Source organism: Lacrimispora sphenoides, from assembly GCF_900105215.1.
In the GTDB taxonomy this organism is placed as follows: domain Bacteria; phylum Bacillota; class Clostridia; order Lachnospirales; family Lachnospiraceae; genus Lacrimispora; species Lacrimispora sphenoides_A.
The window spans coordinates 1,179,060-1,194,330 of sequence record NZ_FOIP01000002.1; the positions used below are offsets into that span (position 1 = coordinate 1,179,060).

General features: G+C 43.8%; 11 protein-coding genes. All 11 read left to right on the top strand.

Features of this window, described 5'->3' with window-relative positions; genetic code table 11:
• The first annotated feature begins 124 nt into the window (after window positions 1-124).
• The 11 genes from BMW45_RS22185 (at window position 125) to tsf (ending at window position 15,180) form a co-directional block, all read left to right on the top strand.
• Entirely contained in the window at window positions 125-2,308 is a 2,184-nt protein-coding gene (locus BMW45_RS22185) for an efflux RND transporter permease subunit (RefSeq protein ID WP_092249094.1), read from the top strand.
• Complete coding sequence (locus BMW45_RS22190; RefSeq protein WP_092249096.1) at window positions 2,295-4,532, top strand: hypothetical protein; 2,238 nt, start codon at window positions 2,295-2,297, stop codon at window positions 4,530-4,532. Before BMW45_RS22185 ends, BMW45_RS22190 begins: the two co-directional genes overlap by 14 nt.
• Window positions 4,533-4,575: 43 nt before the next feature.
• Complete coding sequence (locus tag BMW45_RS28075) at window positions 4,576-4,722, top strand: hypothetical protein (protein WP_166433443.1); 147 nt, start codon at window positions 4,576-4,578, stop codon at window positions 4,720-4,722.
• Between the two features lie 319 nt (window positions 4,723-5,041).
• Window positions 5,042-6,370 carry a putative DNA modification/repair radical SAM protein gene (locus BMW45_RS22195; protein WP_025232835.1) on the top strand — a complete coding sequence of 443 codons (1,329 nt, stop codon included), beginning with the start codon at window positions 5,042-5,044 and terminating at the stop codon, window positions 6,368-6,370.
• Entirely contained in the window at window positions 6,367-7,146 is a 780-nt protein-coding gene (locus BMW45_RS22200) for a TIGR03915 family putative DNA repair protein (protein ID WP_092249099.1), read from the top strand. The genes BMW45_RS22195 and BMW45_RS22200 overlap by 4 nt, the downstream gene beginning before the upstream one ends.
• Before the next feature lie 194 nt (window positions 7,147-7,340).
• Complete coding sequence (locus BMW45_RS22210; RefSeq protein ID WP_092249104.1) at window positions 7,341-8,888, top strand: YifB family Mg chelatase-like AAA ATPase; 1,548 nt, start codon at window positions 7,341-7,343, stop codon at window positions 8,886-8,888.
• Entirely contained in the window at window positions 8,875-9,975 is a 1,101-nt protein-coding gene (gene dprA, locus BMW45_RS22215) for a DNA-processing protein DprA (RefSeq protein WP_092249107.1), read from the top strand. Before BMW45_RS22210 ends, dprA begins: the two co-directional genes overlap by 14 nt.
• A 14-nt stretch (window positions 9,976-9,989) precedes the next feature.
• Complete coding sequence (gene topA, locus BMW45_RS22220) at window positions 9,990-12,059, top strand: type I DNA topoisomerase (protein ID WP_092249110.1); 2,070 nt, start codon at window positions 9,990-9,992, stop codon at window positions 12,057-12,059.
• 132 nt (window positions 12,060-12,191) lie between these two features.
• A complete protein-coding gene (gene codY, locus BMW45_RS22225; protein ID WP_025232839.1) occupies window positions 12,192-13,007 on the top strand; it encodes a GTP-sensing pleiotropic transcriptional regulator CodY in 816 nt (271 codons plus the stop codon).
• Window positions 13,008-13,327: 320 nt separating this feature from the next.
• A complete protein-coding gene (gene rpsB / locus BMW45_RS22230) occupies window positions 13,328-14,068 on the top strand; it encodes a 30S ribosomal protein S2 (protein ID WP_025232840.1) in 741 nt (246 codons plus the stop codon).
• Between the two features lie 188 nt (window positions 14,069-14,256).
• Window positions 14,257-15,180, top strand: coding sequence for a translation elongation factor Ts (gene tsf, locus BMW45_RS22235; RefSeq protein ID WP_025232841.1), 924 nt, complete (start codon window positions 14,257-14,259; stop codon window positions 15,178-15,180).
• Window positions 15,181-15,271 lie beyond the last annotated feature (91 nt).

Sequence of the window (15,271 nt, forward strand, 5' to 3'; positions counted from 1 at the left end):
ATTAATGGATTTTTCTTCGTTCATTGATTATTGAAACTTATTTACAAGAGTATTATAATGTACACGTGTTCAAAAGTCAATTAAGGATCCGTTAAAAGAAAAATGATGGGTAATGGAGGAAGATATGAAAAAAGACAAAAGTTTATTTGATAGAATCGTACATATCATTGTGTTTAAGGGAAAGGAAATAGAGATTTTTTTCTTTCTTACGGCCATCATCTGTGCAATCTGTTTTCCTTTTGTAAAGGTCAATTACGATTTAAGTAAATACCTGCCGCAGTTTGCCCAGACGAAACAGGCCCTTGATGTGATGGAGGATGAGTTTGGATATCCTGGAATGGCACGGATCATGGTAGAGGATGTAAGCCTTCCGGAAGCTCAAAAAATAAGGCAGCAGATATCGGATCTGGAAGGGGTGGACCTGGTCATAGGTCCTGATATGACAACAAATGTCTATATGGGAGCCTCATTTTTGGATCAGGGGATCACCGATATGATGTCTGTGGATGCCTTTTCCATGGAAGACTATTATCATGATGGGTATGCTCAGATGGATGTAATATTTGAAAATGGTGATGATAGTCCGGTGACCCGGAAAGCGGTAGACGGGATTTATGAAATTGTAGGAAAAGACAGAGGCTATTTTGCAGGAAGCGCCGTATCCAGTAAAGAGCGGGAAGAGTCCATAACAAAAGAGATTACCATGGCTATTGGAATGGCGTTAGTAATCATCTGGGTGATCTTAACCCTTACCACAACATCCTGGATGGAGCCGTTTTTGTTCATTTTCGTTATGATAGTGGCCATCGTTATGAATATGGGATCCAACCTGATGTTTGGCAGCATATCATTTTTTACCTTTTCCACGGCAGCCATTTTGCAATTGGCAGTGTCTATGGATTATTCCATTTTCCTTTTACATACTTTTACAGCAATTAAGAATACCGGCATTGAGATACACGAAGCCATGGAATTGGCAGTAAAGGAATCCTGCAGTTCTATTCTGGCAAGTGGCGCTACTACTATTGTAGGATTTCTTGTGATTGCGTTCATGCGTTTTACCATCGGTAAGGACGTGGGTTTTGTGCTGACGAAGGGAATTCTCTGCAGCCTGGCTACCGTACTGTTCCTTATGCCGACCTTGATCCTGCACTTTAATGATAAGATTGAAAAAACAGCTCATAAACCATTCCTACCTTCTTTTGACCGGTTTGCAGTATTGATGAACCAGATCCGGAAGCCTGTTTTTGTAATTGCCATTTTCCTGGCTGTTCCCTGTTATTTCGGACAGAGCATGAACGTTTTCTACTACGGGGATGATGCCATCGGAGCCGGACCTGGAACCAGAGTTTATGAGGATACCAGGGCAATCAATGAGGAATTCGGAAAATCAAATATGATCATTGGAATTGTTCCCAATGGATCTGTTGTGACTGAACGGCAGCTGACAGAAGCTTTGGAGGACTTAGATTTTGTGAATTATGCCATGTCCATGGCAGGGACCATACCGAAGGGAATTCCGGAAAGCTTTCTTCCGGAAAAAGTGTCGGAACAGCTTCGGAGTGAAAAGTACGCCAGGCTTTTGATTTCCCTAAACACGGTCCAGGAGAGTCCGTATGCCTTTGAATGCAGTCAAAAACTGGAACAATTGATCAGGGAGTACTATCCGGAAGATGCCTATGTAATAGGCATGACCCCCACGACGATAGATATCCGTGACATTTTAACGGATGACTACAATAAGGTTTCACTGTTATCTTTGGCGGGAGTGGCTTTGGTTGTTTTTGCAACCTTCCGGTCTGTTCTGGTACCGATCCTTGTAATTATACCGATTGAAGTGGCCATTTATTTAAACATGACGTTACCTTATGTATTGGGAGACTACTTGGTATACATCGGATATATCATCGTAAGCTGCCTGCAGCTGGGAGCTACCATTGATTATTCCATCCTGATGACCAATAATTATCTGGGCTTCCGAAAAACCATGAACAATACGGACTCCGCCAAGGCTGCTATTTCGAAAAGTACCCTTTCCATTCTGACGTCAGGTGGTATTCTTACAGTAGTCGGTTATCTTTTGTATTTTACGTCGTCCATACAAGCAATTTCCCAGGTGGGACGCCTGGTGGGAAGGGGCGCGCTTTTAAGCATGATTTTGGTACTTTCCCTTCTTCCTGCCTTGCTTAGCACCTTTGACAAGCAGATCCAGAATCAGCAGTTCCGTGCGGCAAAGAGAAGAGAAAAACGACGTTTAAGATATGGAAAAGTGAAAATCAAAGGAGAGAACGATCATGAAGAAGTATAATAGAATCTTAAGTATGGGCCTGGCTATCATAGTCTCCCTTGAGTCCGTACTGCCGGCCCTGGCCTCGCCTGATGTGCCCCAGTATGATGAAACGCTTTATGTGACCATGGACCCTTATGGGGAGATCAAGGAAAGCAGTATCGTAAAGAATTACCAGATGAATGGAAACAGCATGGTAGTGGATTACGGTGTTTACGATAAGGTAATGAATTTAACGGACCATTCGGAGCCCGTGATAGGGGAAGACGGCTCTATCACCTTTTCTCCGGAAGAGACAGGAACCCGGTTTTATTTTGAAGGCCGGACCCAAACAGAGAAATCCCAGCTTCCATGGGATATTAAAGTAAGTTATCGTTTAAACGGGGTAGAAAAAAAGGCAGAAGAGCTGGCCGGTGAGAAGGGCCTGATCGAAGTCAATGTAGATCTGGTTCCCAATCAAGGAATTTCCGATTATTACCGGAATAACATGGCCTTAATGGCCAGCACAGTTGTAGATATGGATAAAAACTTAAGCCTGGAAGCGGAAGGCGCTCAGGTGCAGTCCATCGGTAATTTAAATATGGTTGTTTTCTTTCAACTGCCTGGAGAGGAAGGCCATTATTCCATCCACATCGGTACAGATGATTTTAAATTTTCCGGCTTAATCTTTACCATGGTCCCTTTGACAGTTAGCCAGCTTGATAAAATTGAAGATTTAAGAGATGCCAAGGAAACCATGGAGGATTCGGCAGATGCAATCAGCGACAGTCTGGATGTGGTTTTAGACTCCATGGGAAACATGCAAAAAGGCATCGCAGATACGGCGGATGGTCTCAGGGGACTTGACAGGACCAGGCAGATATTTGCCGATTCCAAGGGTAAGGTGTATGAGAATGCGGATGAGGCTCTGGCAGCTCTTGACAATTTGTCCCAGACTATGCGGCCATTTTATAACCATACGCAGAATGCCGGAAATGCTTTAAATGAGATCAGGACCCAGACAAATCATATGGTGGGAATTCTTGATGACCTGTCACCGGATCTTGGAGATCTGCAGGATAGTGTCCGGTATTTAAGGAATGAAGTGGATGACCTGCGTAGAATGGCGAAGGATTCTCAGACGGATATGAAATCCCAGGCTTTTATGGGGCAGGTTAAAAAAATAGAAGGACATTTAAATACCCTGACAACGGAGCAGCAGCAGCTGGCAAGGGAACTTGCATCCCTTGGGCAGTCGCTTCCTAAGCTTGCGGCTCTTAGCAATACCTTAAGTACATCGGCGGCAGGGATGAAAAATACTGACTTACAGGATCTGATCCAGGAGATCCAGGATGAAGGTCTGATGGACGAAGACGAGATATCTTCCTATTTGTTTAACGAAAAAGATTACTCTATTCCGGAAATCAATGCTCTTACCGGTTATCTGTCTTCCGCTTTGGAAACCGGACGTAAGGCCACCCCAAGCAATGGATCCAAGGAAATGCTGGAGGCATCCGCACCTTTAGCAGCGCTTCTTCCGCAGATCGTTAACAGCGGTGCGGGGCTGACCGGAGATCTGGGAAAAATGCTGGGGATGACCGAGATGCTGATGGCAGACTTACATTCCTTAAGAGGCCCGATAAACGGAACGATTAACGGAGTAATTGACATAGCCACAGCTACAGGGAATATCTGTGATACGGCTGATGATCTGATCAACTCTGTGGATGGGTTAAATGGTATCTTAAACCGCCATCATGATGAAATGATCACGACCTTAAATGATATAGGAAAAATGACAGACAGCGCCTCCAGAGGCATTGATTCCATGAACGTATTTTTCCGGTCCCTTGAAAATCAGATGAAAGTAGTAGGCGATTCCTTAAACAGCAGTACGGAGAAAACCTTAAACGGCCTTGCCGGTACGTTAGATGAGGCAGGGAATGGACTGAATCAGACCGAGGTATTGAGAAACGCCAAAAATACCATTAAGGATATGATTGATGACAAATGGGATGAATATACGATAGAAGATACGACCATTTTAAACATTGATTTGGAAGCCTCTCCGATGTCCATGACCTCGGCAAAAAATCCGTCTCCCAGAAGTATTCAGATGATTCTGCGTACTGAGGAGATAAAAGATAAACAGGACAGTGATGACGTAAAAGTGGATGAAGACTTTCATCCTGAAGGAAATTTTTTCCACCGCGTCGGGAATGTTTTCAAATATATTTGGAGAACAATTACTTCTGTTTTTAAATAACTGTATAAAAGAACCTGTCCCATTTTGAACTTGAAGAGAAACCATGGGAAGGAGCATTTTATCCATTATTGTATCCATCATTGTATCCATCATTGAAGCAATCATTGTATCCATCGTTCTATCTATCATTGTATCCAGCTTTGCTAGGTTTCTAAGCTCCAGCCGATTGCTTCAATCAGATGGCGGATGACGGAGCGGAATTTTATGGATATGTGCCGGAACAGCAGATGGATCAACCGCAAGGGGGGCGGGGCTTTAAGATTTCAGGTTTATGAATTAGCAGCAGAAAGAGAGAGATTATGTATTTCCGCCTCTTTTTCTGCTGCTTTTTAATATGCATATTTTTCCTTATTTAAAAGATCCTCCATATTCTATATCACATTTAGAGATCTCATAAACACCGGACTCTATTAAATATATAAAATTTAGAACATACATTCGAAAACACTTGAAAAAAAGATTTGCCTATGCTACAATAAAAGAAAAGAACGTGTGTTCGAGGTGATGAAATGCTGATTCAGGAAGAATTAAGTGTACAGGAAAAGCTTGAAATATTATCAGATGCCGCAAAATATGATGTTGCCTGTACCTCCAGCGGAGTGGACCGAAAGGGAAAAGCAGGGACGCTCGGGAATGCGACGGCATGCGGAATCTGCCATAGCTTTTCTGCAGATGGCAGATGTATATCTCTTTTGAAAATTTTGTTTACTAACCAGTGCATCTATGACTGCAAGTACTGCATCAACCGATGCTCTAACGATGTTGTGAGAACAGCGTTCACACCTGAGGAGGTGTGCCAGCTGACGATCCAGTTTTACCGCCGCAATTATATTGAAGGGCTGTTCCTCAGCTCGGGAGTCCTTCACAGTGCGGACTATACCATGGACCTGATTTATCAGACCCTTAAAAAGCTGCGGGAGGAATACCATTTTCACGGTTATATCCATGTAAAGGCTATTCCGGGTGCAGATCCGGTATTGATCGAAAAAACAGGATTTCTGGCAGATCGTATGAGTATCAATCTGGAGCTTCCTACTGCCGACGGACTTAAGAAGCTGGCTCCCGGCAAAAGCAGGAGCAAGATTCTTACTCCCATGAAGCAGATTCAGAAAGGAATTACGGCTAATCGTTACGAGCTGATGGAATATAAAAAGGCTCCGTCCTTTGTGCCCGCCGGTCAGAGCACACAGATGATCGTGGGAGCCACTGGGGAAAATGATTTCCAGATGATGATGGTAGCAGAGGCGCTTTATCAGAATTATGATTTAAAACGGGTTTTTTATTCTGCATTTGTTCCAGTCAATCAGGACAGCAGTCTGCCGGCCCTACCTGGGGGGCCTCCCCTTTTGCGGGAACACCGGCTGTACCAGGCAGACTGGCTCATGCGTTTCTATGGATTTCAGGCGGGAGAGCTGCTTTCCGAAGCTCGCCCTAATTTCAATGTATTTCTGGATCCAAAGTGTGATTGGGCTTTGCGCCATCTGGAATTATTTCCAGTGGAAGTGAATCGGGCAGACTATTATACCCTCCTGAGAGTTCCCGGAATGGGAGTGAAGTCGGTGAAGCGTATCGTTGCAGCCAGAAGGAATGGTCCGCTTGATTTTGATGCTTTAAAGAAGATTGGTGTTGTATTGAAGCGTGCGCTTTACTTTATCACCTGTTCCGGCAGGATGATGTATCCCGTTAAGATTGAGGAGGACTTTATTACCAGTCACCTCGTGGGAGAGGAACATAAAAAAGTATGGGACATCGGTTCATCAGGAACCTTCCGGCAGCTTTCTTTGTTTGATGACATGAATGTACCTGCTTTGACAGATTGGGGAGGAGTCCGGCTATGAAGACAGTCTATTTGTGTGAGAACAGCGTGGAAGGCATTCTCAGCGGTGTGTACGCGGCATGGACCAGCAGAAAGGGACATGGGAATGTGAAACTTGGGCTTATAGGGGATGAGGACACTATGGAGCTGTTCTGCCAGTATGAAGAGGTTCCGGTCAATGCCCAGAGTGTTGATAAGGTGGTACAGGCTATCAGAGGGAAGATTTCAGAGGAAGCCTATATTGCCGTATACAAGGCTGCGTTAAGTAAGGAAAGAGACCGAGGGGATAAAATATACCGTTTTCTAATTTACGGTTTTCATTTTGGTGCAAAAATTGTTCATATGCTTCAGGTTCAAGAGGTATACGAAATATTTCAGATGTGCCGTAATATTGATAATGAGACTCATCTGCTCACGGGCTTTGTGCGGTTTGTGGAGATGGAGGGCGATCTTCTGGTAAGCAGGATCGGACCAAAGAATGATGTACTTGTTCTTCTTGCTCCTCATTTTATGGACCGCCTGTCAGGAGAGAATTGGGTTATCTATGATGAAAACAGGAAAAAGGCAGTTTTGCATCCGGCAATGCGGCCTTGGTTTTTGGTGGATTTAATTTCGCCGGAATGGGAAAGACGAATGAAAAAAGCGTCGGATGAAGACGAATATGAGGAGCTTTTTCAGCGCTTTAGAAAAAGCGTTTCCATAAAAGAACGGACAAATCCGGTCTGTCAGCGTAATCACATGCCGCTCCGTTACCGGGCCTATATGCCTGAATTTTCCCATAGTTTAAAGGATTCCTGATTCTTTCTGAATCAGGCGGATGAGTGAGAAAAACATTGCCATTTTCCTATTTTTCGGTTATCATAAAATCAGGTTCCGGTTCAGGAACATTCCAGATGCGTTTCTGCATGTTTTCCAAGCTTGTTTTAATGAAACAGAATTAAAATACCCTGCCCCAAATGCGTGGGCAGGAAGAGTGAAAGGAGAGGCAATTTTTGTATAGTAAAGTTCATAGTGTGGGTATTAAGGGAGTGGAAGGGGTCCCTATCTTGGTGGAGGCGGATGTCAGTGATGGGCTTCCGGGTTTTTCCATGGTTGGTTATCTCTCCTCTGAGGTAAGGGAAGCCCAGGATCGTGTAAGAACGGCGTTAAGAAATTCCGGCTTCCGGCTGCCTGCAAGAAAAGTCACTATCAATCTCTCCCCGGCCGACATACGCAAGGAGGGAACTGCTTTTGATTTGCCCATTGCGGTGGCCATACTGGCTGCTTCCGGCATGGTTAAACCTGCCGCTTTACGCAGTTGTGTGATTTCCGGGGAATTGGGGCTAGATGGAGAAATTAAGCCTGTAAGAGGAGCCCTTTCCATTACTGCCGCTGCAAAAAAGGACGGAAAGATCCAGTGTTTTCTTCCCAGAGAGAACGTCAGGGAGGGCTTAGTAATAGAAGGAATAGAAGTTATTGGAGTGGATCATCTGAAAGATTTAACGGATCAGTTAAACGACCCGGAGAAGCAAAAAACAGGCTCCTATGGAAATGGGGAACTGATGGGGCGGCAGGAAGCTTATGACGTTGATTTTTCAGAGATTGGGGGCCAGCTTTTTCTTAGACGGGCCACAGAAGTGGCAGTGGCAGGTATGCACAACATTCTTTATATCGGCCCTGCAGGGACCGGAAAGACGATGCTTGCGAAGAGGATTCCAACGATCATGCCGTCTCTGTCAATGGAGGAGGCCGTGGATATATCAAAGATATACAGTGTATGCGGGCTGCTTTCCAAAGAAGAGCCTTTGGTGGTAAAAAGGCCCTTCCGAAGCCCTCATCATACCATCAGTCCAACGGCTCTTGCCGGGGGAGGACGAATACCAAAACCAGGCGAGATCTCCCTGGCATCCGGAGGCGTTCTGTTTCTTGATGAACTACCCGAATTTCAAAGAACTACCATAGAGCTTCTAAGGCAGCCTCTTGAGGAGAGGAAAATAACTGTTACCAGAATATTCGGTGCCTATGAATTCCCGGCGGACTTTATGATGGCAGCGGCTCTAAATCCCTGTCCCTGCGGCTTTTTCCCGGATCGGACAAGATGCAGATGTTCTGAACTGCAGGTACGCAAATATTTAAGCAGGATATCAAAACCTATGTTGGACCGGATCGATATCTGTGCAGAATCCGGGGCCGTCACATACGAAGAACTGCAGGAGAAAAAAGGCGGTGAATCCTCTGCGGCCATACGGAGACGGATTGAGGACGCAAGAAAGATTCAAAAAAAGCGGTTTAAAGGCTGTGGGATATACTTTAACAGTTCCATGAAAAAGCCCCAGATTGAGGAGTCCTGCAGTCTTGGAAACGAGGAGCAGAAGTTTTTAAAGAAGGTATATGAAAATCTGGGACTCAGTGTGAGAGGCTATGAGAAGATCCTAAAAGTATCAAGAACGATTGCGGATTTAGACGGCTCTGAACGGATAAGAAAAAACCATCTGGCAGAAGCGGTAGGACTGCGCAGCATGGAAGGGAAATATTGGGGAGGAATTTATGGACGGTCATGAGGAACGGGAGTATTTATACTGGCTTTGTCATGTTCCCGCTCTGGGAGCGGTAAAAATAAAACGACTTTATGATTACACCGGAAGCTATAAAGGAATATATAATATAGAAGGAAAAGAACTGGAACAGTCAGGACTTTTAAAACAGACGGAAGCTTCCATTCTTGAGGAGATGAAACGTAAAAAAGATGCTTGTATAGCAGAGCTGGAAAAGCTGGAAAATAGAGGAATTCATTTTGTTACACCTTATGACATAGAATATCCGAAACGGCTTCTTTCAATTTATGGATATCCTATGGGAATCTTTTTTAAAGGAAAGCTGCCTGATGATGAAAGGCCGGCGGTTTCCATAATCGGAGCCCGAAACTGTACGAATTACGGGAAGCAAATGGCATCCTGCCTGGCCAGGGAGCTTTCCAGAGCAGGAATTCAGATCATAAGCGGATTGGCATTGGGAATTGACGGTGCAGGGCATCAGGGAGCGCTGGAAGCCGGTGGAGACACCTATGGGGTTTTAGGCTGCGGGATCAATATTTGTTATCCTAAGGAGAATTATGGATTATATGAACAGATGCCGCTCAGGGGCGGAATCATTACGGAGTTTATGCCGGGTGAGGCGCCAAGACCTTGTAATTTTCCCATGAGGAACCGGATCATCAGCGGGTTGTCAGATGGAATTTTAGTTATTGAGGCGCGGGAGAAGAGTGGTTCTCTGATCACGGTAAACTTGGGACTTGAGCAGGGAAAAGAAATTTTTTCTCTTCCCGGAAGGGTCACAGATCCCTTAAGTGTAGGCTGCAATCGGCTTATTTCAGAAGGCGCAGAAATTTTGTTAGGTCCTGATTCTGTGCTGGAATATTTCAAATTGCAGAGTGGTAATATATTAAGAGTTCATGAAAAAAACGTGAACGGACTTGTCAAAAAAGAAAAAATGGTGTATAGTTGCCTAGATTTGCAACCGAAGAATCTGGAAGAGATTATATCTTTAAGCGGATTGTCTGTCAGTGATTGTTTGAGCACTCTTCTGGAATTAGAGCTCAAAGGCTGTGTTGTACAGACATCCCATCAATATTATGGTAAGAAACTATAGGCGAGGAGTTTGGTATGGCGAACTGTTTAGTAATTGTGGAATCACCGGCAAAGGTAAAAACGATAAAAAAGTTCCTGGGAGCGAATTATGAAGTGGATGCCTCTAACGGACATGTGAGGGATCTTCCGAAAAGCCAGATGGGAATTGATGTGGAGCATGATTTTGATCCCAAATATATAACAATCAGAGGAAAAGGAGATATCCTGGCCAAACTTAGGAAAGAAGTGAAAAAGGCCGATAAGATTTATCTTGCGACTGACCCTGACCGGGAAGGAGAAGCGATTTCCTGGCATCTGATGAAGGCTTTAAAGCTGGATGAAGTGAAGGATAAGCAGGTGTACCGGATCAGCTTTAACGAGATTACAAAGAATGCGATAAAGGCTTCCTTAAAAACCCCGAGAACAATTGATATGGATCTGGTAGATGCCCAGCAGGCCAGAAGGGTTTTGGACCGTATGGTTGGATATATGATCAGTCCCCTCCTTTGGGCTAAGGTAAAGAGAGGCTTAAGTGCCGGCAGGGTCCAGTCAGTGGCATTGCGTCTGATCAGTGACCGGGAGGAAGAAATCAATGCATTTATTCCGGAAGAGTACTGGAATCTGGAAGCCGTTTTAAAGCAGGAAGGAAGCAAAAAGCCTTTAACCGCAAAATTTTACGGTGATAAAGACGGCAAGATTGCCATTGGAAAAAAGGAAGAACTGGATAAGATACTGAAAGGTCTAAAAAATCAGACGTATCAGGTAGAGGAAGTTAAAAATGGAGAAAGAGTTAAAAAGGCTCCCATACCATTTACTACCAGTACCCTCCAGCAGGAAGCATCTAAGGTACTTAATTTTTCAACCCAGAAGACCATGCGTCTTGCCCAGCAGCTGTATGAAGGTGTGGAGGTAGCAGGACATGGGACCGTGGGTCTTATCACCTATTTGAGAACCGATTCCACCAGGATCGCAGAGGAAGCAGATACTGCGGCAAGAGAATATATCGGAAAGCAGTACGGCAGCCAGTACGTAGCAATTGGGGAACAGGCGAAAAAAAGCAATGCAAAGATCCAGGATGCCCACGAGGCGATCCGTCCTACGGATATTGCCCTTACGCCGGTTATTGTAAAAGAATCCCTGCAGCGGGATTTATTCAGGCTTTACCAGTTGATCTGGAAACGTTTTACAGCCAGCAGAATGCAGTCTGCCGTTTATGCTACCACTTCAGTCAAAGTGGGGGCAGGAAACTATGTCTTCACACTTTCCGCTTCCAAACTGTCCTTTGATGGTTTTATGTCCGTATATGTTCAGGAAGATGAAAAGGAAGATAACAATGTATTGCTTGGAAATCTGGAAAAGGGCAGCATCCTTAAACTGGAAAAACTTGAGAGCGGACAGCATTTCACCCAGCCGCCGGCGCACTTTACGGAGGCCTCCCTTGTAAAGGCTATGGAAGAACAGGGGATAGGACGCCCAAGTACTTATGCTCCTACCATCACAACCATTATCGCCAGAAGGTATGTGGCAAAGGAAAGTAAAAATCTTTACGTGACGGAGCTTGGTGAAGTAGTTAACAGCATGATGAAGCAAAGCTTCCCAAGTATCGTGGATATTACGTTCACTGCCAATTTGGAGTACCTTCTTGATAAAGTGGGAGATGGGTCTGTTCCATGGAAGACTGTTGTGAAAAACTTCTATCCGGATTTAAAAGAAGCGGTAGACAAAGCTCTTGTGGAATTGGAATCTGTGACCATCGCTGATGAAGTGACGGATGAGATTTGCGAAGTGTGCGGACGGAACATGGTTATAAAGTACGGTCCTCATGGCAAATTCCTGGCTTGTCCCGGATTTCCGGAATGCAAGAATACAAAGCCTTATCTTGAAAAAGTCGGTGTACCTTGTCCGAAATGCGGAAAAGAGGTAGTAATAAAGAAAACCAAAAAGGGCAGAATTTATTATGGCTGTGAGGCAAATCCTGAGTGTGATTTCATGTCCTGGCAGAAGCCTTCTACCAAAGCCTGTCCAAAGTGCGGTGCTTATATGGTTGAAAAGGGAAACAAATTACTATGCTCAAATGAGCAATGTGGATATAGCGCTGACAAATAGGAAAAAGAATAATTATTAAGAAAATCGAAAATCTTCAAAAAACTATTGTTATTTGAAAATAATAATGTTAATATTTAATCATTAGAGGTGTATTTTAGTTTTTCACATAAATTCTTAAGGAGGTTTTCGGCTATGAGCGTACAGTTGTTGGACAAAACTAGAAAAATTAACAAATTATTGCATAACAATAATTCGCATAAGGTTGTATTTAACGATATCTGTGAAGTGCTGACCGAGATCCTGAATTCGAATATTCTTGTGATCAGCAAGAAGGGAAAGGTGCTGGGCATAGGTCTGACACCGGACATCGAGGAGATTCAGGAGCTGATCGCGGACCAGGTTGGCGGTTATGTTGATACCATGTTAAATGAGCGTTTGCTCAGTATATTATCAACAAAGGAGAACGTTAATCTGGAAACGCTGGGTTTCACTGGTGACAATATCAGAAAATACCAAGCTATCATCACACCGATTGATATTGCAGGGGAAAGATTAGGAACCCTGTTCATTTATAAATCCGATTCTCAATACGATATCGATGACATCATTTTAAGTGAATATGGCACCACCGTGGTAGGACTTGAAATGATGCGGTCGGTTAATGAAGAGAATGCGGAGGAGACCAGAAAAGTGCAGATTGTTAAATCTGCAATCAGCACCTTATCTTTTTCCGAATTAGAGGCCATTACTCATATCTTTGAGGAATTGGATGGCAATGAGGGCATCCTGGTAGCCAGCAAGATCGCTGACCGAGTAGGGATTACCCGTTCTGTCATTGTCAATGCCCTTCGTAAGTTTGAAAGTGCCGGAGTGATTGAATCCAGGTCCTCTGGTATGAAGGGAACTTATATTAAGGTACTGAACGATGTGGTGTTTGATGAATTGAAAGTCATAAAGGCCGGAACCATAAAAAATATACCGGAGCGCCGGGAAATTAAAGATATGTAAAGCCATTGTCAGGAGAAAAAGGAGCAGAGTGAAAAACTGCTCTTTTTTATATGGAAGGTTAATGAAAAACGTTCAGATTTGAATTTATGTCTGACTAATATGCTTTCATATCCAGTTGTTTCATCTGTACACAAAATATGGTAGGACATGTTTAATTTGAACACAAAATGTAAAAAAATACTTGCATCGTGTAAAAAGATATGCTATACTGGCTAAGCTGATAAAAAACACGTCTGCGGATTCCTGAGGAAGGTGCCGGATACCGGTCTCCCCGGAAGCATAAGAAGCGGGCGGAAGTAAAACCAAATGGAGGTAATAACATGAGCGTTATTTCAATGAAGCAGCTTTTAGAAGCTGGCGTACACTTCGGTCATCAGACAAGAAGATGGAACCCTAAGATGGCTCCATACATTTACACAGAGAGAAACGGTATCTATATCATTGATCTGCAGAAGTCTGTTGTAATGGTAGATGATGCTTACAAGGCAGTATCCGATATTGCTGCAGAAGGCGGCAAGATCCTTTTCGTAGGAACAAAGAAGCAGGCTCAGGATGCCATCAGATCTGAGGCAGAGCGTTGCGGAATGTATTTTATTAATGAGAGATGGCTTGGCGGTATGCTTACAAACTTTAAGACAATCCAGTCCAGAGTTGCAAGATTAAAGCAGATTGAGACCATGTCCCAGGACGGCACATTTGATGTTCTTCCTAAGAAAGAAGTTATTGCTCTTAAGAAAGAGTGGGAGAAATTAGAGAAGAACTTGGGCGGAATCAAGGATATGAAGAAGATTCCGGATGCGATTTTTGTTGTAGATCCAAAGAAAGAAAGAATCTGCGTTCAGGAAGCTCATACACTGAGAATTCCGTTAATTGGTATCGCTGATACAAACTGTGATCCTGAAGAACTTGATTTCGTGATTCCAGGTAATGATGATGCGATAAGAGCCGTTAAGTTAATTGTTGCCAAGATGGCAGACGCAGTAATCGAAGCAAACCAGGGCGAGGCAGTAGCAGAGGAAGCAGAAGCAGCTCAGGAAACAGAAGAGACTGTAGAGGCTTAATTATTCAGGCGATTGAATGCTTCGACCTGCTTTGAGAAGCGGGTCGAAGCTTTTTTTACTGGAAAAAGGTTCCTGTGATAATACGGCCTTTGAAAATATCGAAATTGAAATGAACGCCCTGCGGGTATACCTTTATTCCCAAAGAGCATGGGCATTAATAATGAAATCAATTGATGGAGGGAAAACAAATGGCAGCAGTTACAGCTGGAATGGTAAAAGAATTAAGAGAGATGACCGGCGCGGGCATGATGGATTGCAAGAAAGCTCTTGCAGAAACAGACGGTGATATGGACAAAGCAGTAGAGTTCTTAAGAGAAAAAGGACTTGCAGCTGCTTCTAAGAAGGCAGGAAGAATTGCAGCAGAAGGTATCGTTACCACGGTTGTATCAGAAGACGGAAAATCTGCAGCAATCGTTGAAGTAAACAGTGAGACAGACTTTGTTGCAAAGAACGCTCAGTTCCAGACTTATGTTGCTGATGTTGCAACTCAGGTGCTTACTTCCCAGGCAACAGATATGGAAGGATTCCTTGCAGAGACCTGGACACAGGACAACTCCTTAACCGTTGCTCAGGCATTATCCAGCCAGATCGCTGTGATTGGGGAAAATATGAACATCAGAAGATATGAGAAGATCGTTACCGAAGGAGTCGTTGTTGATTACATCCACGGCGGCGGAAGAATCGGTGTTTTGATTGAAGCTGATGCAGAAGTAGTGAATGATACGGTAAAGGAAGCTTTAAAGAATATTGCCATGCAGATCGCTGCATTAACACCAAAGTATGTGAAGAGAGATGAAATTCCTCAGGATTTCATTGATCATGAGATGGAAATCTTAAAGGTTCAGGCTAAGAATGAGAATCCGGATAAGCCAGATAACATTCTTGAGAAGATGATTGTAGGTCGTTTAAACAAAGAATTAAAAGAATTCTGTCTGGTAGATCAGGCTTATGTAAAAGATGGAGATTTAACTGTTGGAAAGTACTTGGAGCAGGTTTCCAAGGAAGTTGGCGGTAAGGTAGATGTGAAAAAGTTCGTACGCTTTGAGACTGGTGAAGGTCTTGAAAAGAAGGAAGAGAACTTTGCAGAAGAAGTTGCTAGGCAGATGCAGTAATCTTGTAACAGGATTCTGGGGGGAATCCCATGGGTATCCATGGGATTTTTCTTTTAAAACAGTGTCCGTTTACCATTGACAAATGTTTCCA